Here is a 23,699-nt window from a genome sequence, read left to right on the forward strand (position 1 = left end):
CCCGTTTGACTGAGAGCGCGCTCCAGCTCCTAGCGTCGACGCGTGATCGCACAGCAGCACCCCATCGGCTCCGGCTTCGGCAAGGACACCACCGCCACCGAGGTCCTCGACGGCATCGACCTCACCGGCCGCCTCGCGGTCGTCACCGGCGGCTACTCCGGTCTCGGGCTCGAGGCGACGCGCGCGCTGTCGGCCGCCGGCGCGCACGTGGTCGTCCCCGCCCGGCGCCCGGACGCCGCGAAGGAAGCGCTCGACGGCGTGGACCGCGTCGAGACCGACGCCCTCGACCTCGGCGACCTCGACAGCGTCGCCGCCTTCGCCGACCGCTTCCTCGCCTCCGGCCGCGCGATCGACTTGATGATCGACAACGCCGGGATCATGGCGACGCCCGAGACCCGCATCGGACCTGGATGGGAGGCGCAGTTCGCCACCAACCACCTCGGGCACTTCGCGCTGGTCAACCGCCTCTGGCCGGCGATCGCGCGCGGGCGCGACGCGCGGGTCGTGTCGGTGTCCTCGCGCGGGCACCACCGCTCGCCGGTGCGCTTCGACGACCTCGACTGGCGCGCCGAGCCCTACGACAAGTGGCGCGCCTACGGTCAGGCGAAGACCGCCAACGTCCTGTTCGCCGTGCAGCTCGACGCCCTCGGCGCCGCCCACGGTGTCCGCGCGTTCGCGCTGCACCCGGGCGGGATCCTGACGCCGCTGCAGCGCCATCTCCCGCGCGAGGAGATGGTCGGCCTGGGCTGGATCGACGAGGACGGCAACCCGACTCCCCAGGCGGCGGCGAGCTTCAAGACCCCGGAGGCCGGCGCGGCCACCGAGGTCTGGGCGGCGACCTCGCCGCAGCTCGCCGGGCGCGGCGGGCTCTACCTCGAGGACTGCGAGGTGGCCGAGGTGACCGCCCGCGACGCGGGGAACGGCGTCCGCGACCACGCGATCGACCCCGACGCGGCCGCGCGTCTCTGGGCCGTCTCGGCGGAGCGGACGGGCGTGGACGCTTTCGCCTGATCGTGTGACGGACAGGGCGGCGTGTCGGGCCGTCGAGCAAGATCACCCGCTCGGCGGCCTCAAGGTGATCGGGCCGTCGCTCTCCGGTGCCGCCGGGCGTCCTCCGACCGCGACGCCCGGTGCTCCGAGGCCCACGGAACGCCTAGCAGACGCCGGATCGTGGGTGTGGTGGATACCTCGATCGTGCGACGGCGCGAGGTGTTTGAATCCCGCCCGTGTCGTTCACGGGAACCGCGGCGAAGACGGATCTGGATCGTTCCCACCTGGTCCGGGGTGGTCACCGTCCGGTGCGCCGGTCACCGCGTCGGCGGCCCGTCCTCGGCGTGCTCCTCGCGCTCGCGATCGGGGCCGGCGTCGCCCTCTGGCTGATCCTCGCCGCGTTCCCGGTCGGCGCCCGCGGGGGCGGCGCCGACGGCGGGTCCGACGCCACGCCCGCGGCCGTCGAGACCGTCGGACCGGCCACGGTCGTCGCCACCGCCTCGTGCGTCGGCGAGGACCCGCACGACACGATCGCCGTCGACGGCCCGGGCGGGCGGCGCCTCATGCCGCTCGACGGCTGCGGCACGCCCACCGGCACGCACCTGACCGTCCGGACGGCGTTCGTCGGCACCGAGCCCGCCGAGGGCACCCCGGCCCGCGTGCTCGGCACCGGGTCGTCGGCCGCGCTGGCCGACACCGAGGCCGCCGAGTCCCCGCTCACGGGCCGGCTCGCGATCATGCTCACCGGCGTCGCCGGGCTCGGGATGGCCGCGCTGCTCGTCGCCGTCGTGCGCGAGCGCTCCCGCCGTCCCGTCCCCGCGGCCCCGCGCCGGCCCGCCCGCACCGTGACGACCACGGCCGCGCCGCGCCCCGCCGCGGCCCGTCGCACCACCCACCGCCCGGCCTCCCGCCCCGGGCGCTCCGCACGCGCCGGACGCCCCGCCGCCCTCGAGGTCGGACGCCGTCAGCACGGGGCCACCGCGGCCCGCGGGGGGCGCTCCCGGAGCCGCGGCACGGCCGCCGGGCCGCGCCGCCCGGCCGCCGGTCCGCACCGCGATTAGGTTGGACCATGTGACCTCCAGCGTGACCGCCCCGGGCAGGGCTGACAGCGGCCTGCACCGCCGCGTGCTCGACAACGGCCTGCGGGTGCTCCTCGTGCCCGACCCGGCGGCCCCCGTCGTCGGCGTCGCCGTCCACGTGGACGTCGGGTTCCGCTCCGAGCCCGAGGGCCGGACGGGGTTCGCGCACCTCTTCGAGCACCTCATGTTCCAGGGCTCGGAGAGCCTCGAGAAGCTCGCCCACTTCCGGCACGTCCAGTCGTCCGGCGGGGTCTTCAACGGCTCGACGCACCAGGACTACACGAACTACTTCGAGGTCCTGCCCTCCGCGGCGCTCGAGCGCGCGCTCTTCCTCGAGGCCGACCGCCTGCGCGCGCCGCGCCTGACGCAGGAGAACCTGCGCAACCAGGTCGACGTGGTCAAGGAGGAGATCCGCCTCAACGTCCTCAACCGGCCCTACGGCGGTTTCCCCTGGATCCTGCTGCCGCCGGTGCTCTACGACACCTACCCGAACGCCCACAACGGCTACGGCGACTTCACCGACCTCGAGCAGGCCGACCTCGACGACGCCGCCGCGTTCTTCGACGCCTACTACGCGCCGGGCAACGCCGTGCTCACCGTCGTCGGCGACCTCGACCCCGACGAGGCGGCCACGCTCGTCGAGAAGCACTTCGCCGACATCCCCGCCCGCGCCGTGCCCGCGCGGCCGAGCTTCGCCGAACCACCGCCCGACGGGGTGCGGCGCGAGGACGTCGTCGACGCGAACGCCCCGCTGCCCGCGCTCGCGCTCGGCCACCGCCTGCCCGACCCGGACGCCGACCTCGACGCCTACCTGGCCCACGCGGTGCTCGCGAGCCTGCTCACCGACGGCGAGGCCGCCCGGCTGACCCAGCGGCTGGTGTACGGCGACGCGCTGGTCACCGACATCTCGGCGTCCTGCGGGCTCATGGGCGCGCCGCTCGACGCCCGCGACCCCGACACGTTCACGGTCACCGCGGTGCACCCGGCCTCGGTCGAGCCGGACCGCATCGTCGACGCCGTCGACGACGAGCTCGCGACGCTCGCCGCCGACGGCCCCGACGCCGAGGAGCTGCGCCGCGTCACCGCGCGCTGGGCCTCCTCGCTGCACCGGGAGCACGACCGGCTGATGAGCCGCATGCTCGCCCTCGGGGCGGCCGAGCTGGTCCAGGGCCGCGCCGAGCTCGCCGACGAGCTGCCCGGGAAGATCGCCGCCGTCACGCCCGCCGCCGTCGCCGCGGCCGCCGGGTCGCTGCGCCCCGACAGCCGCGCGATCCTGACGATCACCCCGGGAGGGGACGCATGAGCGCGCCCACGCGCCGCAGCGCCGAGGAGATCGGCAGCACGCCCGCCGGGCCGCGCGCCCTGCCGCCTCTGCGCCCGCAGCGCGCCGTCCCCGCACCCGACGAGGTCGACACGGTCCTCGACTCCGGCCTGCGGGTGATCGCGGTGCGCCGGGCCGAGGTGCCGATGGTCGAGATGCGCCTGCGGGTGCCGTTCGCCGACGTCAGCGGCGTCGAGAATTCGGACCACCCCGCGGTCGCCGAGCTGCTCGCCACGACGATCCTGTCGGGCACGCAGCGCCGCAGCCGCGTCGGCATCGACGACGACCTGGCCGGGGTCGGCGGCGAGATCGGGTTCGCGGTCGACCCGGAGCGCCTCGCCGTCTCCGGGCACGCGCTCGCCGAGGGCCTCGACACGCTGCTCGAGGTCCTCGCCGACCTCCTGCTGCACGCCACCCACCCCGACGACGAGCTGGCCCGCGAGCGCGAGCGGCTCGTCGAGCGCATCGAGATGGCGTCCGCCCAGCCCTCGATCATCGCCCGGCGCGCGCTGCAGGAGCGCCGCTACGGCACCCACCCGGTGACCCAGGAGATGCCGCTGCCGGAGGACGTCACCGCGGTCACCGCCGACGCGGTGCGCGCGCTGCAGGCCGCGGCGCTGCGCCCGGGCGGCGCGGTGCTCGTCCTCGTCGGCGACCTCGACCCGTCGGACGCGGTCCGCCGTGTGGAGGCCGCGCTCGCCGACTGGACCGGCGGCGAGGCGGCGGGGATGCCGGCGCTGCCCGCGCTCACGGCCCGCGACCTGCTGCTGGTGGACCGGCCGGGCTCGGTGCAGTCGCAGCTGCGCCTGTCCGCGCCCGCGATCGGGCGCACCGACCCGCGCTACGCCGCGCTGCAGCTGGCGAACCTGTCGCTCGGCGGCTACTTCTCGTCGCGCCTGGTGGAGAACCTGCGCGAGGACAAGGGCTACACCTACCACGCGTCGTCGAGCCTGGAGCTCGACCCGCACGGCGCCGCCCTGCTCGTCGAGACCGACGTGGCCTCCGAGGTCACCGCGCCCGCGCTGCTCGAGGCGCGCTACGAGCTCGGGCGCCTCGCGGTGGTGCCGCCGACGGCCGACGAGGTCGAGTCGGCGCGACGCTACCTCGTCGGCTCGCTGCTGATCTCGATGACGACGCAGGCGGGCTACGCGTCCACCGTCGCCTCGCTCGCCGCGCACGGCCTGTCCGCGGCGTGGATCCGCGAGCACCCCGCGCGGGTCGAGGCGGTCACCGTCGACGAGGTCGCGGCCGCGGCGGCGGAGTTCTTCGCGCCGATCCACTTCACCGGGGTGGTCGTCGCCGACGCCGCCCGGTGCGCCGACGGGCTGCGCGCGCTCGGCGGGGTGGAGGTCCCGTGACGGGCACCGCCGGCCCCGACCTGCGCGCGGCGTTCCACCTGGACGCCGACCCCTCGCTCTCGCGCTCCACGGTCGACCGCCGCGAGCAGCTGCGCGTCGACCCGGACCACGCCCGCGCGCTGTGGCCCGACGCGCGGGTGGTCCTCGTCGACCCGCACGGCCGCACGCCGGTCGAGCGCGGCGCCGACGGGACGACGACGCTGGCGTTCGCGCCGACCTCGCTGCTCGGCGACGACATCCCGCCCGGCGCGGTCGTGCTCGGCGAGGAGCGCGGCACCGCCTTCTGGGCCGTGCGCGTGCCCGACCCGGCCGAGGCGGAGTCGAACGACGCCGGCTCGGGGTTCATGACCGCCGACCAGTGGGCGCGGGCGGGCGGCAGCGCCGACCACGAGAACTGGACGGACCTGCGCAGCTCCGGCGCCGACCTCGACGCCCGCAGCGCCGGGCTCCTGACCACCGCGGTCTCGCTGCTGAACTGGCACGACCGCGCCCGGTTCTGCGCCCGCGACGGCTCGGAGATGGACGCGATCAAGTCGGGCTGGGCGCAGCTGTGCCGGGCGCACGGGCACGAGGAGTACCCGCGTACCGACGCCTCGATGATCTGCCTGGTGCACGACGGCAGGGAGGGGGACCACGCCCAGGTGCTGCTCGCGCGCCAGCCGATCTGGCCCGAGGGGCGCTACTCGGTGCTCGCCGGGTTCGTCGAGGCGGGCGAGTCGCTCGAGGCGTGCGTGGCCCGCGAGTGCGCCGAGGAGGTGGGCGTCGACGTCCACACGATCTCGTACCTCGGGTCGCAGCCGTGGCCGTTCCCGCGGTCACTGATGATCGGGTTCTCGGCCGTCGCCGACCCCGCCCAGCCGCTGAAGCTGCAGGAGGGCGAGATCGAGGGCGCCCGCTGGGTGACCCGTGCCCAGCTCAAGGACGCGCTCGACGCGGGCGCGTGGTCGCACCGGGACGGGGCACCGCGGGGCGCCGCCGGCGTCGGAGGGACGAACTTCGAGGCCGGCAGCGTACGCGACCTCATCCTGCCCGGCGGCGTGTCCATCGCCCGCGCGATGCTCGAGGCGTGGGCCGCCGCGGGTTAGGAGGCGGCCTCCACGCGCGCCAGGGTCTCCTTGACCTCGGCGAAGCTCGGGTTGGTCGCCGCGCTGCCGTCGGGGTAGACGATCGTCGGCACGGTCCGGTTGCCACCGTTGACCTTGGTGACGATCTCGGCGGCGTCGGGCTCGCGCTCGATGTCCACCTCGGTGTAGCCGATGCCCTCGCGGTCGAGCTGCGTCTTGAGTCGACGGCAGAAGCCGCACCAGCTGGTCGTGTACATCGTCATCTGTGCCACGACCGGTGCAACACCGCGAGATCGCTCAGGCTTCCACGTGGCCGAACCGGTGACGGGTCACACTGACCGCCTGCTCGCGCAGCACGGTGAGCATCTCCCGGCGCCCGTCGGCCACCACCGGCGCGTCGACCAGCGACGCGCCCGTCGCCGCGGCTTCCCGGCGCAGGTCGTCCGGCGGGGTCCCGACGACCCGGAGCCGCTCGCCGGGCTCGGGTGAGCCGGAGTCCTCGGCGACCGGCACCCCGGCGCAGGCCGCCGCGAGCCTCACCCGCAGCACCTCGCGCTCGGGGGCGTCGGGGGCGACGACGAGCCGGAGCGCGGGCAGCGGCCGGTACCGGAAGATGTTCGCCTCCGCCCGCAGGCCGGTCGGGTCGTGCTCGACGGAGAACTCGTCGCGCCAGGCGGCGGCGTCCGAGCCGGCCGCGGCGCGCAGCCAGGCGAGGTCCTCGGGGTCGAGGCGGGGGGCGGCGGACGCCAGCAGGGCCGCGACGGCGGGGTCGAGCGGCGCCGACGGCAGCCGGTCGAGGGGTCCGTCGTGCCACGTCCCGAACTGCGCGACGTAGTTGGGCCCGCCGGGCTTGGCGCCCGGTCCCACGACCGAGCCCTTCCAGCCCCCGAACGACTGGCGCTGCACGATCGCCCCGGTGATGTGCCGGTTGACGTAGGCGTTGCCGACCTCGACCCGTTCCGTCCAGTGAGCGATCTCGTCCTGGTCGAGGGCGTGCAGGCCCCCGGTCAGCCCGTACCCGGTCGCGTTCTGCAGCGCGATCGCCTCGTCGAGGTCCGCGGCGTGCATCAGCCCGAGCACCGGCCCGAAGCACTCCGTGAGGTGGAACCACGACCCGGGCGCGACCGGCTCCTTCACCCCGGGGGTCCACAGTGCCTCCCCGAGCCTGCGCGGCGCCACGAGCCAGCGCTCGCCCGCGTCGAGGCGGGTCAACGCCCGCTCGAGCTTCTCGTCCGGCGGGCCGATCAGCGGACCCATCGTCGTCGACGGGTCGCTCCCGTGCCCGACGCGCAGCGTGCGGACGGCGTCGGCGAGCTGGCGGTGGAAGCGCGCCCCGGCCGCCGTGTCCGTCGAGCGCATCGACCCGACGAGGATCGCCAGCGACGCCGCCGAGCACTTCTGCCCGGCGTGCCCGAACGCGGAGCGGACGAGGTCGGCGACGGCGAGGTCCGGGTCGGCGCTCGGCGTGATCACCAGCGCGTTCTTGCCGCTGGTCTCCGCGACGAGGCGCAGGTCGGGGCGCCACGACCGGAACAGCGCCGCGGTCTGCGACGCCCCGGTGAGCACGACGTGGTCGACGGCGGGGTGCGTGACCAGCCGCCGCCCGGCGGAACCCTCGTCGGTGTGCACGAGCTGCAGCGCGTCGGCGGGGATGCCGCCGCGGTGCAGGGCGGCGACGCCGACCTCCGCGCACGCCCGCACCTGCGGCGCCGGCTTGATCACCACCGAGGCGCCGGCCGCGAGCGCCGCGACGCAGCCGCCGAGCGGGATGGCGATGGGGAAGTTCCAGGGCGGGGTGACGACGACGACGCGGTCGGGCGTGAACGGGGCGCCCTCGAGCTCGAGGGCCCGGTCGGCGTAGTACGCGGCGAAGTCGACCGCCTCGGAGATCTCGGGGTCGGCCTCGGCAATCGTCTTGCCGGCCTCGCCGACCATGACGGTCAGCAGGTCCCCGCGGGCCGCGGCCAGGGCCGTCGCGGCCCCGCGGAGGACGGCCGCGCGGTCGGCGGGGGAGCGGTCGCCCCAGGACGAGGCGGCGGCCCGGTCGACGACGGCGTCGACGGCCGCCGGGTCGGTGAGCTCGGGCTCGTGGACCCGGGGCGCGGCGGTGGTGACGGCCTTCAGCGCCCAGGCGCGGTTCGCGGCCAGCGAGGGGTCGGTGTCGGGCTCGTTGCGGAAGGAGCGGGACACGGAGCGCAGCGGAGCTGGACCATCGGACTCCGGGAGCGACGGGGTCTCGTCCGCCCGGTCCTGCGTGCGCCGCGGTGTCGCCCGCACCGCGTCGCGGTCGCGCACCGACGCCCGGAACCGGTCGGTGTACGACGCGGGCCCGGCGTCGGAGAACAGCGCGTACAGGTAGTTCTCCGGCGAGGCGTTCTCCTCGAGCCGGCGCACGAGGTACGAGACGGCGGCGTCGAAGTCGCCGCTGTGCACGACCGGCGTGTAGAGCACCATCCGCTCGCTGATGTCGCGCGCGACGACGCGCGCCTGGGCGGGCGCCATGCCCTGCAGCATCTCGACGTCGATCTGGCGCTCGGCCCCGCGCGCCGCGGCGAGCTCGACGGCCAGGGCCACGTGGTGCAGGTGGTGGCTCGCGACGCCGAGGCGCAGCGCGTCGACCAGGTCGCCGCCGATCGCCCGGTCGAGCAGGCGCACGTAGTTGGCGTCGACCTCGGCCTTCGTCGTGTACGGCGCCTGCGGCCAGTCGTGCAGGGCGGCGTCGACCTGCTCCATCGCGAGGTTCGCGCCCTTGACCAGCCGCACCTTGATCGGCGCACCGCCCGCCGCGACCCGGCGGCGCGCGAAGGCCGCGAGCTCGGTGAGCGCGCCCAGCGCGTCCGGGAGGTAGGCCTGCAGCACGATCCCGGCCGGGAGGTCCGCGAACCCGGGCCGGTCGAGCAGCGCGACGAACACGGCGACCGTGAGGTCGAGGTCCTTGTACTCCTCCATGTCGAGGTTCACGAACGAGCCGGTGTCGCGCGCGAGCTCGAAGAGCGGGGTGAGGCGCTCGACGAGGCGGTCGCGGCTGCCCTCGAGGTCCCAGGGCACCAGCTGGCTCGCCACCGACGACGCCTTGACCGACACGTAGTCGACGTCGTCGCGGCGCAGCAGGTCCATGGTGCGCGCGAGGCGCCGGTCGGCCTCGTCCTCGCCGAGCACGGCCTCGCCGAGCAGGTTGAGGTTGAGCCGGAACCCCTCCTGGCGGGCCTCGGCGAGACGACGGGACAGGGCGCGCCCGTCCGCGTCGACGATGAGGTGCCCGACCATCGCCTTCAGCCGCCGGCGCGCCAGCGGCACCACGACCTTCGGCAGCCGCGGTCCCGCCAGCGCCCCGGCGCGCAGCAGCGCCGCGTCGCGGCGGCCGATGAACGCCGGCAGCGGCGAGCGGCGCCCCGCGAGCCGGGCCAGCTCGCGGGCGGCGACGTCGTCGTCGGCGGGCCGCGCGACGCGGTCGACGAAGCGCAGCGTGAAGTCGATGCCGGCCGGGTCGTGCATCAGCGCGGCGAGCTGCGCCGACGGTCCCTCCGCCGCGCCGGTCGACCCGGCCCGGGCCCACTGGTCGGCGCGGATCACCGCGCGCTCGACGAGGTCGTCGGGGATCCCGCCGGCCTCGAGCACGGTGGGCACGAGCTGCTCGGTCATGGCTCCATGGTGGCCCTCGCGAGCCCCTCGTGCGTCAGGTCCGCGTGCGCAGCGCCCACACCGCGAGCGGCCCGAACACCGCGGCGAACGCGACGCCCCACAGCAGCGTCGCGATCGCGTTGGCCGCGACCGGCCCGCCGACCAGCAGGCCGCGCAGCGCGTCGGCCATCCGCGTCACCGGGTTGATCGACACCCAGGCCTGCAGCCAGCCGGGCATCGTCTCGGTGGGCGCGAAGGCGTTGCTCGCGAACGTCAGCGGGAAGAGCACCGTGAACCCGTAGATCTGTACCTTCTCCGGGTCGCGCGCGAGCACCCCGAGCAGCACCGACGTCCACGAGAACGCCAGCGTGAACGCCACCAGCAGGCCGAACGCGGCGAGCACCGCGACCGGGCTCGTCGTGATGCGGAAGCCCAGCAGCACGCCGACCGCGAGCAGCACGACCAGCGACCAGAGCTGGCGCAGGACGTCGCCGAGGATCCGGCCCGACAGCGGCGCGGAGCGGGCGATGGGCAGGCTGCGGAACCGGTCGAACGTGCCCTTCTGCAGGTCGGTCGCGAGCCCGGTCGCCGTGTAGATCGTGAGGAACAGCGCGTTCTGCGCGATGAGCCCGCCCAGGGAGAACTGCAGGTACGCGTCGGTCGACCCGCCGATCGCGCCGCCGAACACGAACGTGAACAGCAGCACGAACATGATCGGCTGGATGGACAGGTCGAGCAGCTCGGAGGGGTTGTGCTTGATCTGGACGATGCTGCGCCAGGCCATCGTCAGCGACTGGCTCGCCCACTGGGTGGGCGAGACGCGTCGCGACGGCGCCGGGACTCCCGGATCGGTGGTGACGGCGGGCCGCGCGGGGGCCGTGCGGTCGAGGGTCACGCGCTCTCCTGGAGGTCGTCGGTGGGGTCGGCCTCGATCGCGCGGTGCCCGGTGAGCGCGAGGAAGACCTCGTCGAGGGTGGCGCGCCGCAGCGTCAGCTCGGCGAGGCTGACCCCGACGTCGTCGAGCCGGCGGACCACCGCCGGCATGAGCGCGTCGTCGGCCGCGGGCACCGAGACGGTGCCCTGCTCGACGGTCGGCTCCGCGCCCGCCAGCTCGGCGGCCACGGCGCGCACCGCCTCGAGCTGCTCGGGCTGCGTCGGGCGCATCTGCAGCACCGCGGCGCCGGCGCGGGACTTGAGGTCGAGCGGCGTGCCCCGCGCGACGACCGTGCCGCGGTCGATGACGACGATGTCGTCGGCGAGCTGGTCGGCCTCCTCGAGGTACTGCGTGGTGAGCAGCACGGTGACGCCGTCGTCGGTGAGCCCGCGGACCATGTCCCAGAGCTCGTTGCGGCTCGCCGGGTCGAGCCCCGTGGTGGGCTCGTCGAGGAAGAGGATGCGCGGGCGCCCGACCAGCGACGCCGCGAGGTCCAGCCGGCGGCGCATGCCCCCGGAGTAGGTGCGCGCGGCGCGGCCCGCGGCGTCGGTGAGCCCGAACTGGGCCAGCAGCTCGGCGGCGCGCATCTTCGCCGCGGCCCGGCGCTGGCCGAGCAGGCGCGCGATGAGGACGAGGTTCTCGGTGCCGGTGAGCGCCTCGTCGACCCCGGCGTACTGGCCGGTGAGCCCGATCAGCGTGCGCACCCGGTGGGGCTCGGTGACGACGTCGAACCCGCCGACCAGCCCCCGGCCCTCGTCCGGCGCGAGCAGGGTGGCGAGGACCCGCGTCGCCGTGGTCTTGCCGGCGCCGTTGGGCCCGAGCACGCCGAGGACCGTGCCCTCGGTGGCGGAGAAGCTGGCGCCCGCGAGCGCCGTGGTGGCGCCGAAGCGCTTGACGAGACCGTCGGCCTCGATGGCAGGTGGCACCCCACCAACATGGCACGGGGTCCGACAGCGGTCATGAAGTTTTCGGACCGTCCCGCCCGTGGCTGTCGGCGCGGGTTGAGAACATGGGTCCGTGGGTGCCAGCGGCGGGGACAGCGCGACATCAGGGCTCGATCCCGAGCAGTCCCAGGCGGTCCTCGCTCCCCGTGGCCCGGTCTGCGTCCTCGCGGGTGCGGGCACCGGCAAGACCCGCACGATCACGCGCCGCATCGCCCACCTCGTCTCCGCCGGTCACGTCCAGTCCGGCCAGGTCCTCGCCGTGACGTTCACCGCGCGCGCGGCGGGGGAGATGCGCACGCGGCTGCGGGACCTCGGCGTCGGCGGCGGGCCCGGGCAGCCGCCGGTGCAGGCGCGCACGTTCCACGCCGCGGCCCTGCGCCAGCTGCGCTACTTCTGGCCGCGGGTGGTCGGCGGGGCGCCGTGGGAGGTGCTCGAGGGCAAGCTGCGCCTCGTCGGGCAGGCTGCCCAGCGCGCCGGGGCGCCGACCACGCGGGAGTCGTTGCGCGACCTCGCGAGCGAGATCGAGTGGGCGAAGGCGTCGCTCGTCCCGGCGTCGGACTACGCGGCCGCGGCGGGCAAGGCCGCCCGGGACGTCCCCGCGCCGGTCGAGCAGATCACCGCGGTGTACGAGACCTACGAGGCGCTCAAGAACCGCGCGGAGATGCTCGACTTCGACGACCTCCTGCTGCACACCGCGGCGGCGCTCGAGGAGCACCCCGAGGTCGCGCACGAGTTCCACGAGCGCTACCGCTGCTTCGTCGTCGACGAGTTCCAGGACGTCACCCCGGCCCAGCACCGCCTGCTGCGGGCCTGGACGGGCGGGCGCGACGACCTCACCGTCGTCGGCGACGCCAACCAGACGATCTATTCGTTCGCCGGCGCCAGCCCGTCGTACCTGCTCGACTTCCCGCGCGTGTTCCCCGAGGCCACCGTCGTGCGCCTGGTGCGCGACTACCGCTCCACGCCGCAGGTCGTCTCGGCCGCCAACACGGTGATCGGCGCGGCCCGCGGGCGTGCCGCCGGGTCGCGGCTGCGCCTCGAGGGCCAGCGCCCGCCCGGCCCGGACCCCGACTTCGCCGAGCACGACGACGAGCCCGCCGAGGCCACGGCCGTGGCGACGGCGATCCGCGAGCTGGTCGACGACGGCGTGCCGCCCGCCGAGATCGCGGTGCTCTACCGCGTCAACGCGCAGTCGGAGGTCTACGAGACCGCGCTCGGCGACGCCGGCATCGCCTACCAGGTGCGCGGCGGCGAGCGCTTCTTCCAGCGCACCGAGGTCCGCAACGCCGTCGCCGCCCTGCGCACCGCGGCCACCCGCGCGCCCGAGGACGCGCGCGGCGAGGGGATGGTCACGCTGGTGCGGGCGGTGCTGGGCGAGCAGGGGCTGACCGACGCCCCGCCGGCCGGCGCCGCGGGGCAGGGGGCCGCGCGCCAGCGGTGGGAGTCGCTGCGGGCGCTGGCCGAGCTCGCCGAGGAGCTCGTCGCCGCCGTCCCCGACGCCGACCTCGCCGCGTTCCTCGCCGAGCTGCAGACCCGCGCGCAGGCCCAGCACCCGCCGACCGTCCAGGGCGTCACGCTCTCGTCGCTGCACGCCGCGAAGGGCCTCGAGTGGGACGCGGTGTTCCTCGTCGGCCTCACCGACGGCACGCTGCCCATCCAGCACGCCGACGGCGACGACGACGCGATCGAGGAGGAGCGGCGCCTGTTCTACGTCGGCGTCACCCGCGCGCGCGTGCACCTGCGGCTGTCGTGGGCGCTGTCGCGCAGCGCGGGCGGGCGCCGTTCCCGGCGCCGCAGCCGCTTCCTCTACGGCCTCGTCCCCGACGAGCACCCCGCCGCCCGCCAGCCGACCGGCCGCGACAACGGCTCGTCCCGCGGAAAGCCGGTGTGCCGGGTGTGCGGGAAGCCGCTCGCCGACCCGGGGTCGGCGAAGCTGGGCCGCTGCAGCACCCACCCGTCCGACATCGACGAGTCGCTGCTCGAGGCGCTCAAGGCGTGGCGCTCGGCGGAGGCCAAGTCGCGCTCGGTGCCGGCGTACGTCGTGTTCACCGACGCGACCCTCATCGCCCTCGCCGAGCAGCGCCCGCACGACCCCTCGGGCCTCGTCGCGATCCCGGGCATCGGGTCGTCGAAGCTCGAACGCTACGGCGACGACGTCCTGTCCCTGGTGCGCGAGCACGCGTCGTAGGACGGCCGCGCCCCGGATGATCAGGGGCGTCGTGGTGCACCTCGGGGGCGCGCGGAGGTACGTGGCGACGCCCGTGATCATCCCGGACCTCGGCCCACGCTCGGAGGCCCGGCACCCGCACCGTGATCAGGAGCGTCGTGGTGCACCTCGAGCGCGCGCGGAGGTACGTGGCGACGCCCGTGATCACCACGCCCGGCGCTCGTCCGTGTCCGAAGCAAAGATCTTCGAAGAACTTCCCGAAAATGCGTTGCCCGGGTTGCGGGGCCGCCCTACGGTCGATCACACACCGGCGCACGAGGCTGCCGGTCGGGCGGCTCGCCGCCGCGTGGTGACCCAGGAAGGGGGCTCGTGACGATGGACATCGTGACTCTCGCGGGCACCGGTCGCCACGTCGCGAGCTGGCGCTCCGTCACGGGCACGGCGTCGTTGAACGACGCCGTCGTCGCGTGCGAGCCGCAGGGGATGCCGAAGACGCAGCGCCCCCGCAATCGCCAGCGCGATCTGAACCCGACCTTCGTCCCGCAGCGACCGTCCGCAGCCTCGCGGTGGAGAGCCTGAGCCCAGGACCCCACCGACACGACCCACGAGGCCGCGGACCCGCATCCAGGGACCGCGGCCTTCGTCGTCTCTCACGACACGAGACATGACACGAGACCTCGCGGTCCCGGCCCACGCCGACCCGCCCACCGGAGGTAGACCGTGTCCCCCGCCGGACTCGCTGTTCGCCCGACCGCCCCCGAGACCGGACCCGAGACCCCTGACATCGACCTGTTCGACGCCCTGACCATCGTCGACGACCTCCCGTGCCGGATCTCCGGTGAGGACCTCTGGTTCTCCGACCAGCCCGCGGACCTCGAGCGGGCGAAGGCCCTCTGCGGGGACTGCCCCATCCGGCGCACCTGCCTGGCCGGTGCGATGGAGCGGCGGGAGTACTGCGGCGTGTGGGGCGGCGAGATCTTCGACCGGGGCGCCGTCATCGCCCGGAAGCGGCCCCGGGGCCGGCCCTCCAAGGCCGACCTCGCCCGCGACGCGGAGCTCGCGGCGGCCCGGACCGCCGCCGGGGTCGCCTGAGGAGACCCGGCACGCCGGGTCGGTGGGGTGAGCGAGGGTCACCCTCGCTGCGTCGGACGCAGCGGGGGAGTCCCTCGCTCACCCACCCCGAGGCCCCCTCGAGCAGGGGGAGAAGGGGGCCCGGCGCGCACCGGACGCGCGCCGGGCCCCGGAGGGCGGCGTCAGGCCTGGAAGCCGGGCTGCCACTCCTCGAAGACGCCGCGGAGCGGGATCTCCGCGTCGAGCTGGCAGAGCACCGCCACCGATGCGAGCGTCACGCGGTGCACGAGCAGGTACTGCGGGGGCAGGTTCAGCCCGCGCCCGGTGGTGAACTCCGGCCGGCGCAGGTCGCCGAGCCGGTCCGCCTGCCCCCGCAGCCACGCGCGCGTGAAGTGGAACTTCTCGGTGCGCAGCGGGTCGGTCAGCGGCCCCAGGTAGGCGATCGCCTCCTCGGGCCCCATGTCCACGCCGGGCAGCACGAAGTTCAGCTCGCGCAGGAGCTCCAGGAGCTCGTCGGAGCGGTCTTCGACCGCCAGCCGCAGCATGACTCCGAGCTCGCGCGGCAGGCCGTCGGGCAGGCGCGCGATCGCCCCGAAGTCGATCACGCACAGGCGCCCGTCGGGCAGGATCTGGAAGTTGCCCGGGTGCGGGTCGGCGTGCAGCAGCCCCACCCGCGCGGGCGACGAGAAGTGGAACTTCGAGAGCAGCAGCCCGACGCGGTCGCGCTCCTCGGGCTCGCCGGACCGGATGATCGCCGACAGCGGCGTGCCCGTGACCCACTCCGAGACCATCGCCTTGGGTGCCGACGCCACCACCCGCGGGACGACGACGTCCGGGTCGCCCTCGTACGCCGCCGCGAACGCGCGCTGGGCGTCGGCCTCGTCGCGGTAGTCGAGCTCCTCGGCCATGCGGTCGCGCAGCTCGGAGAGCAGGGGCTTGATCTCCATGCCCGGCACGAGCGGCTGCACCATGCGGCTGAAGCGCTGCAGCTGGCGCAGGTCGGCCATCACGGCCTCCTGGGCGCCGGGGTACTGCACCTTGACGGCCACGTCGCGCCCGTCGTGCCACACCGCGCGGTGCACCTGCCCGATGCTCGCCGCGGCGGCCGGGGTGTCGTCGAACTCGAGGAACCGGTCGCGCCAGCCACGCCCGAACTGCTCGGCGAGGACGCGGTGGGTGCGGGCGGCCGGCATCGGCGGCGCGGCGGTCTGCAGGCGGGTGAGCGCCTCGCGGTAGGGCTCGGCGAGCTCGTCGGGCACCGCCGCCTCGAACACGGAGAGGGCCTGGCCGAACTTCATCGCGCCGCCCTTGAGCTCCCCGAGCACGGCGAAGAGCTGCTCGGCACCACGGCGGGCGACGTCGGCGGAGATCTGACCCTGGTCGCCCCCGGCGAGCCGGCGGCCCCAGCCCGCTGCCGTGCGGGACGCGAAGCCCAGCGGCAGGGAGGCCAGCCGTGCCGACCGCTGGACTGACCGGCGGGGGATGTCATCGGTCACGGCACCGATTCTCCCCCGTGCCGAGCGTGACGGCGCGATCAGGTCAGGCTGCTCCGGCCGTCGTGGGGCCCGGCGTTCCCGTGACCAGGAGGGTCGCGGCCGGGGTGACCTCGACCCCACCCGTCGCCCGCGCCCGCCGCCCGGCGAGGCCCGCACAGCCGCACTCCGGGTGGCGCCGGACGGGCCGGACCCGGCGGACGCCGTCGGGCGCGAGCGTGAGCACGGCGCCCCGGGAGGCGGGCGGGCCGTCGTCGAGGAACCCGAGGACCTCGCCGACCGCGAGTGCGGCCGTCGACGCCGCGAGCGCCACCGGCGCGGGGTCGCGCCGCCCGACCAGCTCGGCCGCCACCCGGGGCCACGCGTCGTCGGCGTCGGCGCGCCCGAGGTCGTCGCAGCGCAGGCACGGCGTCGCACCCGGCACCACGAGCGGCCCGACCGTCCCGGCGCCGTCCACGGCCGCGACGGGCAGGTGCGCGCGGCCGTCGAGGACGAGGCGCTGCGCGCTCAACGGGTCGGGCCGGGCGCCGTCGGCGAGCACCACCAGGTCGGCCCGCGCGGAGAGCCACCGCCGCGCCGCCGGCGGGCCGGGCGCCGACGCGCCGGCCCGGGCGACGGCCTCCTCGGCGGCCCGCTCGGCGGGCCGACCGACGTCGTCGGCGACCAGCCCGGTGCCCAGGTCGTCGCGCGACACCGTGCCCGCGGCCTCGACGAGCACCCGCCCGACCCCGGCGGTCGCGAGCAGGCACGCGACCGACACCGCGACCCGGCCGGCGCCCCGGACCACCACACGGCGCCCGAGTGGCGGGACCGCCGGGTCGGCGAGCAGCCCGGCGGCGTCGAGGTGGTCGAGCAGGGCGCGCGCCGCGCCGGGGGAGGCGCCTGCGGCCACGGCGTCGGCCAGCACCCGCGCGAGCGGCCGGGTGCCGTCGAGGGCCTCGACCATGCGCACGAGCGGGGGCGTCAGGCCGTCGACGACGAGCGCGTCGGACGGGCCGGCGCCGAACTGCAGGACGTCGGCGGACCGGTGCAGCGCGGGGAGGCGGAGACGGGGACGGGCGGGGAGGGGAACAGCGTCGGTGAGGAGCACACCTGGTTCGACGCAGCGGAGGGCCTGTCGGATCCGCCTTCTACGCTCGGGATGTGGCCGATCCGCGACCCGAGGTGGAGGTGCGCCGCAGCCGGCGCCGCAAGCGCACCGTCGACGCGCACCGCGAGGGGTCGACGGTGGTGGTCAACATCCCGGCGTCCATGTCCCGCGCCCAGGAGCAGCACTGGGTCGAGGAGATGCTGCGCCGCCTCGAGCGCGCCGACGCCCGCCGCCGCCCCGGCCGCCGGGCGGGCGACGCGGATCTCGCCGCGCGCGCCGACGCGCTGGCGGCCGCGCACCTCGACCCGATCGCGCCCGACGGGGCGTGGCCGCGCCCGGCGCTGGTGCGGTGGACGAAGCCGATGCGCACGCGGTGGGCGTCGTGCACGCCCGCGGACGCCACGATCCGGCTCAGCGAGCGGCTCCGGGACGTCCCGGGGTGGGTGCTCGACCACGTCCTCGTGCACGAGCTCGTCCACCTGCGCGAGCCCCACCACGGCCCGGCGTTCCGGGCCGCCGAGGCGGCCTACCCGCGCAGCGAGCGCGCGATCGGCTACCTCGAGGGCCTCGCCGCGGGCGCCGGCCTCCCGATCACCGACACCGACGGCGGGGACGCCGACGAGGACGACGACTAGCTGCTCTTGTCGTCGCCCGGCTCGTCCGGCTTCTCCTCCGAGGACCCGCGAGCCTCCTGCTCGGCCTTCATCTCGGCCTCGAGGCGGGCCAGCGGGTCGTCGAGGTCGGTGAAGCTCTCGCCGCTCTTCGGGGCGGCGCCCTCCTCCGAGGGCGCGACCGACCGGCGCTCGCCGACGAAGGACGACGGGTCGTCGAGGTCGTCGGCGGTCGGCATGAGGTCCGGGTGCGCCCAGACCGCGTCGCGGCCCTCGATGCCGCGCTCGTCGGTGAGCCGGCGCCACAGGGCCGCCGCGTCGCGCAGGCGCCGCGGCCGCAGCTCGAGCCCGACCAGCGTCGCGAACGTCTGCTCGGCGGGGCCGCCGGAGGCGCGGCGGCGGCGCAGCGTCTCGCCGAGCGCGACGGCACCGGGCAGGCGGTCGCCGACGGCCTCGCCGACGACGACGTCGACCCAGCCCTCGACCAGCGCGAGCAGCGTCTCGAGACGCCGCAGCGCGGCCTTCTGCGACTCGGTGGTCTGCGGCTCGAACATTCCGGAGCTCATGAGCTCCTGGAGCGAGGCGGGGTTGGTGGGGTCGACCTCGCGGGCGAGCTCCTCCATGCGGGAGGTGTCGATCGAGATGCCGTGCGCGAACTCCTCGACCGTCGCCAGCAGGCGCTGGCGCAGCCACGGGACGTGCCCGAACAGGCGCTGGTGGGCGGCCTCGCGCGCGGCGAGGAAGACGAGCACCTCGCCGGCGGGACGGTCGAGGCCCTCGGTGAACGTCGCGATGGCGCCGGGCAGGAGCGCCGCGGTGCCCTCGGGGCCGAGCGGCAGGCCGACGTCGCTGGAGGTCAGCACCTCCTTGGCGAGCTGCGCGAGGCCCTGACCGAGCTGCGAGCCGAAGGCCATGCCGCCGACCTGCGAGATCATGCCGAGCATCGGGCCCGCCATCTGGCGCGCCTCCTCGGGCAGGCCCTCGACCCAGGCGCCGGCGACGCGCTGCGCCACCGGGTCGCACAGCCGCTGCCACGTCGGCATCGTCGTGTCGATCCACTGCGCGGGCGACCACACGACGACCTGCGAGGCGCCCGACGGCAGCGTCGTCGCGTCCTCGAGCCACAGCTCGGCGAGGCGCACGGACTCCTCGGCGGCGCGCTGCTGCTCGCTCGTCGGCGCCTTCTTGCCGTCCTCGCCGAGCTGCTGGTGGGCCATCTGAGCGGCGAGCTTGTAGTTCACGGGGCCCTCGGCGCCCGGCCCGGACGACTGGGACAGCATCTGCCCGAGCTGGGTGAGCATCTGGCCGAGCTGCCCCATGTCGAAGCCGCCGGCGCCACCCGCACCCCCGGGCAGCCCCATCCCGGGACCGAAGCCGAAGCCGCCGGCCCCGCCCTGGCCACCCTGACCGCCGCCACCGGAACCGGAGCGGCGGGACTCGTCGTCGTCGGACGGCCCGAAACCGAAGGGCAGGTCACTCATGGTGTCGACGGTACGCGGCCCTGCTGCTGATCGGGGGGCTGAGCACCCTGTCGCGCCACGCTCACGGCGAACGCCCAGCAACCTCCCAGGAAGTGCGCAGGAATCGGACACCGGACGTCCCCGCACGGCGGCCACACCCTGCATCACTACCCTGTCCGGCCGTGACCCGGTTGCGCGCGACCTTGGCGCTCGGACTCGTGCTGGCCGGGGTGCTGGGCCTCCTGGGCGCGACCGTGCGCGTGCCGTTCGTGGCGCTCGGTGACGGCCCGACGTTCGACGTCCTCGGCACCGGGCAGGACGGCCGGACCGTCGTCGACATCTCCGGGCCGGCGCCGGTCTACCCGACGTCCGGGCAGCTGCGGATGACCACCGTCGCGGTGACGACGCAGGTCACGCTGTTCGGGGCGATGGCGATGTGGGCCTCGGGCAACGAGCAGGTGCTCCCGCGCGAGTCGGTCTACCCGCCGGGTCGCTCGAGCGAGCAGGTCGACCAGGAGAACACCCGCCAGTTCGCGCAGTCCGAGACCGACGCCGAGGCCGCGGCCCTGCGCTACCTCGGCTACCCGACGGCCGTGCAGGTCGGCTCGGTGCTGGACAACTCGCCGTCGGCGGGCCTGCTCGCGCCCGGCGACCGGATCGTCAGCGTCAACGGGCGCGCGGTGACGACGCCGCAGGAGGTCGTCGACGCCCTGGCGCCCACGCGGCCGGGGCAGGCGGTCACCGTCACGATCCAGCGCGGCCCGCTCGGCGCCCCCGGACCGCGCACCGACGTCACCGTGGTCGCGGCGGCGCGGCCGGACGGCGACCCGCGCGGCTTCCTCGGGGTGACGCCGACCAACATCGTCGACTCGCCGGTCGACGTCCGCATCAGCCTCGGCGACATCGGCGGGCCCTCGGCCGGCCTGGTGTTCGCCTCGGCGATCGTCGACAAGCTGACGCCGGGCGACATCACCGGCGGCCACGTCGTCGCCGGCACCGGGACGATCGACGCCCTCGGCCGCGTCGGCGACATCGGCGGGATCCGCTTCAAGATGGACGCCGCCCGCCACGACGGCGCCGAGGTGTTCCTCGTACCGGCGGGCAACTGCGCCGAGGCCGTCGCCGACGCCCCGGAGGGGCTCGTGCTCGCCCGCGTCGGGACGCTCGGCGAGGGGATCACGGCGCTGCAGGCGGTCCGCGAGGGCCGGACGCCGGCGCCGTGCTGAGACAGGAACCGGACCGGGCCCTGGACCGTTGACGTCGCTGGTGAGCGCTGACCCGAGGGTCGAGCTCCGCTCCGCTCCGTCTCCGAGCAGGGCGTGAGGCGATCCGGACATGCCGGGCCACGTCAACCCCACACCGTGTTCGTAGAGTGGCCACCGCACGCCCGGGTCCGCCCGTGCGTGACAGCCCCGCTGATCCAGGAGTGTGACCCCGTGGCCAACCGGCCCCCGACGGCGACCCCCCAGCTGTCGCGACGCACGAAGACGCTGCTGATCGTCGGCGTGGTGGCGCTCGTCGTGCTGCTCGGCGGGGCCCGCCTGGTCGACGTCTACGTCGACTGGGCCTGGTTCGGCGAGGTCGGGTTCCGCGGCGTCTTCACGACCATCCTGTGGACCCGCGTGCTGCAGTTCGTCGTCGCCGCCGTCCTGATGGGCGGCCTGCTCGCGCTGAACCTCGTCATCGCCTACCGGGTGCGCCCGGTGTTCGTGCCCGTCGCGGCCGCCGGTGCGGCCGAGGACCCGGTGGCCCGCTACCGCACCGTGGTGCTGGCCCGTCCGCTGTGGTTCGCGGTCGGCATCCCCGCGGTCGTCGCGCTCATCGCCGGTCTCTCGGCGCAGGCCGACTGGCAGACCGTGCAGCTGTTCATCAACTCCACGCCGTTCGGCGTGGCGGACCCGGTGTTCGGCCACGACGTCTCGTTCTACGTCTTCGAGCTGCCGTTCTACCGCTGGCTGCTGAGCTGGCTGTTCGTCGCGATCGCGGTCAGCTTCATCGCCGCGCTGATCGCCCACTACCTCTTCGGCGGCATCCGCCTGGCCGGGCGCAACGGCGCCGTCGCGCCGCCCGCCCGCGCGCACCTGGCCGTGCTCGCCGGCTCGTTCGTGCTGCTCAAGGCCGTCGCGTACTTCTTCGACCGCTACGAGCTGCTGTTCTCCGACCGCAAGGCGGCCGAGGGCGGCGCCAACTTCTTCGGCGCCACCTACACCGACCTCAACGCCGCCATGCCGGCGAAGCTCATCCTGCTGATCATCGCGGTGATCTGCGCCGCGGCGTTCTTCTCCGCGGTCGTGCTGCGCAACCTCCAGATCCCGGCGATCGCGCTGGCGCTGCTGGTGCTCTCGAGCGTGCTCGTCGGCGCCGCGTGGCCAGCGGTGCTCGAGCAGGTCTCGGTGCGCCCGAACGCCATCGACCGCGAGGCCCAGTCGATCTCCTGGAACATCGCGGCGACGCGCCAGGCCTTCGGTCTCACCGACGTCGGCGTCATCCCGTACGCCCCGCAGGTCGCGTCCGCCGCGGGGAGCGCCGCGGTGCCGCCGCAGGACGTCGCCAACAGCCAGGCGACGCTCGACAACATCCGCATCCAGGACCCGTCGCGGCTCAACCGCACGTTCGCGGTGCAGCAGCAGCTGACGAACTTCTACAGCTTCTCGCCCGACCTCGACATCGACCGCTACACGGTCAACGGGCAGCGCCAGGACTACGTGCTCGCCGCGCGCGAGATCAACCCGGACGCCCTCATCGGCAACCAGCAGGACTGGATCAACCGCCACCTCGTCTACACCCACGGCCAGGGCCTGGTGTCGGCGCCGGCGGACCGCGTCAACGCCCCGGCGAACGCCGAGGCGAGCCAGGGCGGCCTGCCCCAGTTCGAGGTCAGCGACTCGTCCAACCCCGGGCCGTTCGGCCTGAGCCCCGACGGTGCGCGCATCTACTACGGCGAGTTCCTCGGCGGCACCGACGACTACGCGATCGTCGGCGGCAACCCGGGCTCGGCGCCGCGGGAGTTCGACGGCCCCGGCCGCCCGGCCACCGCGTACACCGGCCCCGGCGGCGTGCCGCTGGGCAACTGGGCGCAGCGCCTGATCTTCGCCGCGGCCTACGGCGAGCGGAACATCCTGTTCAACGGCTCGATCGGGTCGGACTCGCGCATCCTCTACAACCGCACGCCGATCGAGCGGGTCCAGAAGGTCGCGCCGTGGCTGCGCACCGACGTCGACCCGTACCCGGCGGTCGTCGACGGCCGGATGCAGTGGGTCGTCGACGGCTACACGACGCTGCCGCGCTACCCGTACGCGCAGCAGGTCGGGCTCGCCGACGCCACCGCCGACTCGCTGCGGCCCTCGGGCTCGCCCGGTTCGGTCGGCTACATGCGCAACTCGGTGAAGGCCACCGTCGACGCCTACAGCGGCCAGGTGAACCTCTACCAGGTCGACGACCAGGACCCCGTGCTGAAGACGTGGATGGGCGCCTTCCCGGGCGTCGTCAAGCCGTCGTCGGAGGTCCCGGACGCCCTGCGGGCGCACTTCCGGTACCCGGAGGACATCTTCAAGGTCCAGCGCGACCTGCTGACGCGCTACCACGTCGAGAACCCGCGCGACTTCTTCTCGACGCAGAACTTCTGGACCATCCCCGAGGACCCGACGCGCGAGAGCAACGCGTCGATCCCGCCGTACTACCTGCTCGCCGGTGACCCCCGGCCCGGGGCGGCACCGGACACCCAGTTCCAGATGACGAGCACGCTGCTCGCCCTCTCGCGCCCGAACCTCTCGGCGTACATGTCGGTGAGCTCGGAGCCCGAGAACTACGGACGCATCACCGTGCTCGAGCTCCCGGCGCAGCTCACCGGCGACCAACGCGGTCCGCAGGGTCCGCAGCAGGTCCAGGCCGAGCTGCTGACCAGCCAGTCGGTCAACGGCGGGCTGTTCACCCTGCGCCAGTCGGGCACGCCCGTGCAGGTGCAGTACGGCAACCTGCTGACCCTGCCCGTCGCGGGCGGTCTGCTCTACGTCGAGCCGATCTACGTCGAGCGCAACGCGCAGACGTCGTTCCCGCAGCTGTTCGGCGTGATCGCCCGGTTCAACAACGGCGACATCGGCTACGCGCCGACGCTGCAGGGCGCGCTGCAGGCAGCGTTCCAGGGGGTCCCGCTGCCGCCGGGGCTCAACGTCCCGGGGCTGGGCACGACCTCGCAGTCGCCGACGCCGGCGCCGGGCGCCAACGTCGGCTCCGGCCCGCTCCCGGCCGGGGCGCCGGGGCAGGCGCTGAGCCCGCAGCTCACGCAGGCCGTGACGGCGATGAACGACGCCCTCGACCGCCTCTCCCAGGCGCAGGCCGCCCGGGACTTCCGGGGCATCGGGGACGCGGAGGCGGCGCTCGACGCCGCGATCGCGCAGTTCCGCTCGGCCAGCGGGGCGGCGTCGACGGCGCCCGCGGGCGCCGGGGGCTAGTGGTCCCGGCGCCCACCCCCCTGCGAGGGACGGGGTGGGCGCCGG

General features: G+C 75.3%; 18 protein-coding genes. 11 read left to right on the plus strand and 7 right to left on the minus strand.

Annotated features, from left to right (window positions below; all coding sequences use genetic code 11):
• The first annotated feature begins 42 nt into the window (after positions 1–42).
• The 5 genes from EV188_RS16505 (at position 43) to nudC (ending at position 5,833) form a co-directional block, all read left to right on the plus strand.
• Positions 43–1,011 (plus strand): SDR family NAD(P)-dependent oxidoreductase, encoded by a 969-nt coding sequence (locus EV188_RS16505; protein ID WP_133827373.1) that lies wholly within the window; start codon positions 43–45, stop codon positions 1,009–1,011.
• Between the two features lie 287 nt (positions 1,012–1,298).
• Positions 1,299–2,051 carry a hypothetical protein gene (locus EV188_RS16510; protein WP_133827374.1) on the plus strand — a complete coding sequence of 251 codons (753 nt, stop codon included), beginning with the start codon at positions 1,299–1,301 and terminating at the stop codon, positions 2,049–2,051.
• Positions 2,052–2,061: 10 nt separating this feature from the next.
• Entirely contained in the window at positions 2,062–3,372 is a 1,311-nt protein-coding gene (locus tag EV188_RS16515; RefSeq protein WP_243741754.1) for a M16 family metallopeptidase, read from the plus strand.
• A complete protein-coding gene (locus EV188_RS16520) occupies positions 3,369–4,748 on the plus strand; it encodes a M16 family metallopeptidase (protein ID WP_133827375.1) in 1,380 nt (459 codons plus the stop codon). The genes EV188_RS16515 and EV188_RS16520 overlap by 4 nt, the downstream gene beginning before the upstream one ends.
• Positions 4,745–5,833 (plus strand): NAD(+) diphosphatase, encoded by a 1,089-nt coding sequence (gene nudC, locus EV188_RS16525; RefSeq protein WP_243741755.1) that lies wholly within the window; start codon positions 4,745–4,747, stop codon positions 5,831–5,833. The genes EV188_RS16520 and nudC overlap by 4 nt, the downstream gene beginning before the upstream one ends.
• Here nudC and EV188_RS16530 read toward each other — a convergent pair.
• Genes EV188_RS16530 through EV188_RS16545 form a run of 4 tightly spaced genes read right to left on the minus strand, consistent with a single transcriptional unit; the run spans position 5,830 to position 11,293 of the window.
• Positions 5,830–6,075 (minus strand): mycoredoxin, encoded by a 246-nt coding sequence (locus EV188_RS16530; protein WP_133827753.1) that lies wholly within the window; start codon positions 6,073–6,075, stop codon positions 5,830–5,832. The two genes, nudC and EV188_RS16530, sit on opposite strands and share 4 nt — an antisense overlap.
• Before the next feature lie 34 nt (positions 6,076–6,109).
• Entirely contained in the window at positions 6,110–9,454 is a 3,345-nt protein-coding gene (locus tag EV188_RS16535) for a proline dehydrogenase family protein (protein ID WP_133827376.1), read from the minus strand.
• Positions 9,455–9,488: 34 nt separating this feature from the next.
• Entirely contained in the window at positions 9,489–10,328 is an 840-nt protein-coding gene (locus EV188_RS16540; protein WP_243741756.1) for an ABC transporter permease, read from the minus strand.
• Positions 10,325–11,293: an ATP-binding cassette domain-containing protein gene (locus EV188_RS16545; protein WP_133827377.1), complete on the minus strand. Its 969-nt coding sequence runs from the start codon at positions 11,291–11,293 to the stop codon at positions 10,325–10,327. Before EV188_RS16545 ends, EV188_RS16540 begins: the two co-directional genes overlap by 4 nt.
• A gap of 91 nt (positions 11,294–11,384) precedes the next feature.
• Between EV188_RS16545 and EV188_RS16550 the strand changes: the two genes are divergently transcribed.
• The 3 genes from EV188_RS16550 (at position 11,385) to EV188_RS16560 (ending at position 14,570) form a co-directional block, all read left to right on the plus strand.
• Entirely contained in the window at positions 11,385–13,499 is a 2,115-nt protein-coding gene (locus EV188_RS16550; RefSeq protein ID WP_133827378.1) for an ATP-dependent DNA helicase UvrD2, read from the plus strand.
• A gap of 348 nt (positions 13,500–13,847) precedes the next feature.
• Positions 13,848–14,057, plus strand: coding sequence for a hypothetical protein (locus tag EV188_RS16555; RefSeq protein ID WP_133827379.1), 210 nt, complete (start codon positions 13,848–13,850; stop codon positions 14,055–14,057).
• A gap of 204 nt (positions 14,058–14,261) precedes the next feature.
• A complete protein-coding gene (locus tag EV188_RS16560; protein ID WP_133827755.1) occupies positions 14,262–14,570 on the plus strand; it encodes a WhiB family transcriptional regulator in 309 nt (102 codons plus the stop codon).
• 161 nt (positions 14,571–14,731) lie between these two features.
• Here the strand turns inward: EV188_RS16560 and EV188_RS16565 are convergent, their stop codons facing one another.
• Positions 14,732–16,045, minus strand: a complete 1,314-nt coding sequence (locus EV188_RS16565) for an ABC1 kinase family protein (RefSeq protein ID WP_133827380.1) — start codon at positions 16,043–16,045, stop codon at positions 14,732–14,734.
• Positions 16,046–16,088: 43 nt separating this feature from the next.
• Positions 16,089–17,132 (minus strand): ThiF family adenylyltransferase, encoded by a 1,044-nt coding sequence (locus EV188_RS16570; RefSeq protein WP_133827381.1) that lies wholly within the window; start codon positions 17,130–17,132, stop codon positions 16,089–16,091.
• A gap of 53 nt (positions 17,133–17,185) precedes the next feature.
• On the opposite strand from EV188_RS16570, the gene EV188_RS16575 reads away from it, so the two are divergent.
• Complete coding sequence (locus EV188_RS16575) at positions 17,186–17,767, plus strand: M48 metallopeptidase family protein (protein ID WP_133827382.1); 582 nt, start codon at positions 17,186–17,188, stop codon at positions 17,765–17,767.
• On the opposite strand, the gene EV188_RS16580 is transcribed toward EV188_RS16575, so the two are convergent.
• Entirely contained in the window at positions 17,764–19,224 is a 1,461-nt protein-coding gene (locus EV188_RS16580; protein ID WP_133827383.1) for a zinc-dependent metalloprotease, read from the minus strand. The two genes, EV188_RS16575 and EV188_RS16580, sit on opposite strands and share 4 nt — an antisense overlap.
• Positions 19,225–19,385: 161 nt before the next feature.
• Here EV188_RS16580 and EV188_RS16585 point away from each other — a divergent pair, with 161 nt between their 5' ends.
• Both EV188_RS16585 and EV188_RS16590 read left to right on the plus strand, forming a co-directional pair.
• Complete coding sequence (locus EV188_RS16585; protein ID WP_133827384.1) at positions 19,386–20,429, plus strand: YlbL family protein; 1,044 nt, start codon at positions 19,386–19,388, stop codon at positions 20,427–20,429.
• A 210-nt stretch (positions 20,430–20,639) separates the two neighbouring features.
• The gene (locus tag EV188_RS16590) at positions 20,640–23,654 is read left to right on the plus strand and encodes a UPF0182 family membrane protein (RefSeq protein ID WP_133827385.1); all 3,015 of its coding nucleotides are present in this window, start codon (positions 20,640–20,642) and stop codon (positions 23,652–23,654) included.
• Positions 23,655–23,699 lie beyond the last annotated feature (45 nt).

It is taken from the genome of Actinomycetospora succinea, assembly GCF_004363095.1.
Lineage (GTDB): Bacteria > Actinomycetota > Actinomycetes > Mycobacteriales > Pseudonocardiaceae > Actinomycetospora > Actinomycetospora succinea.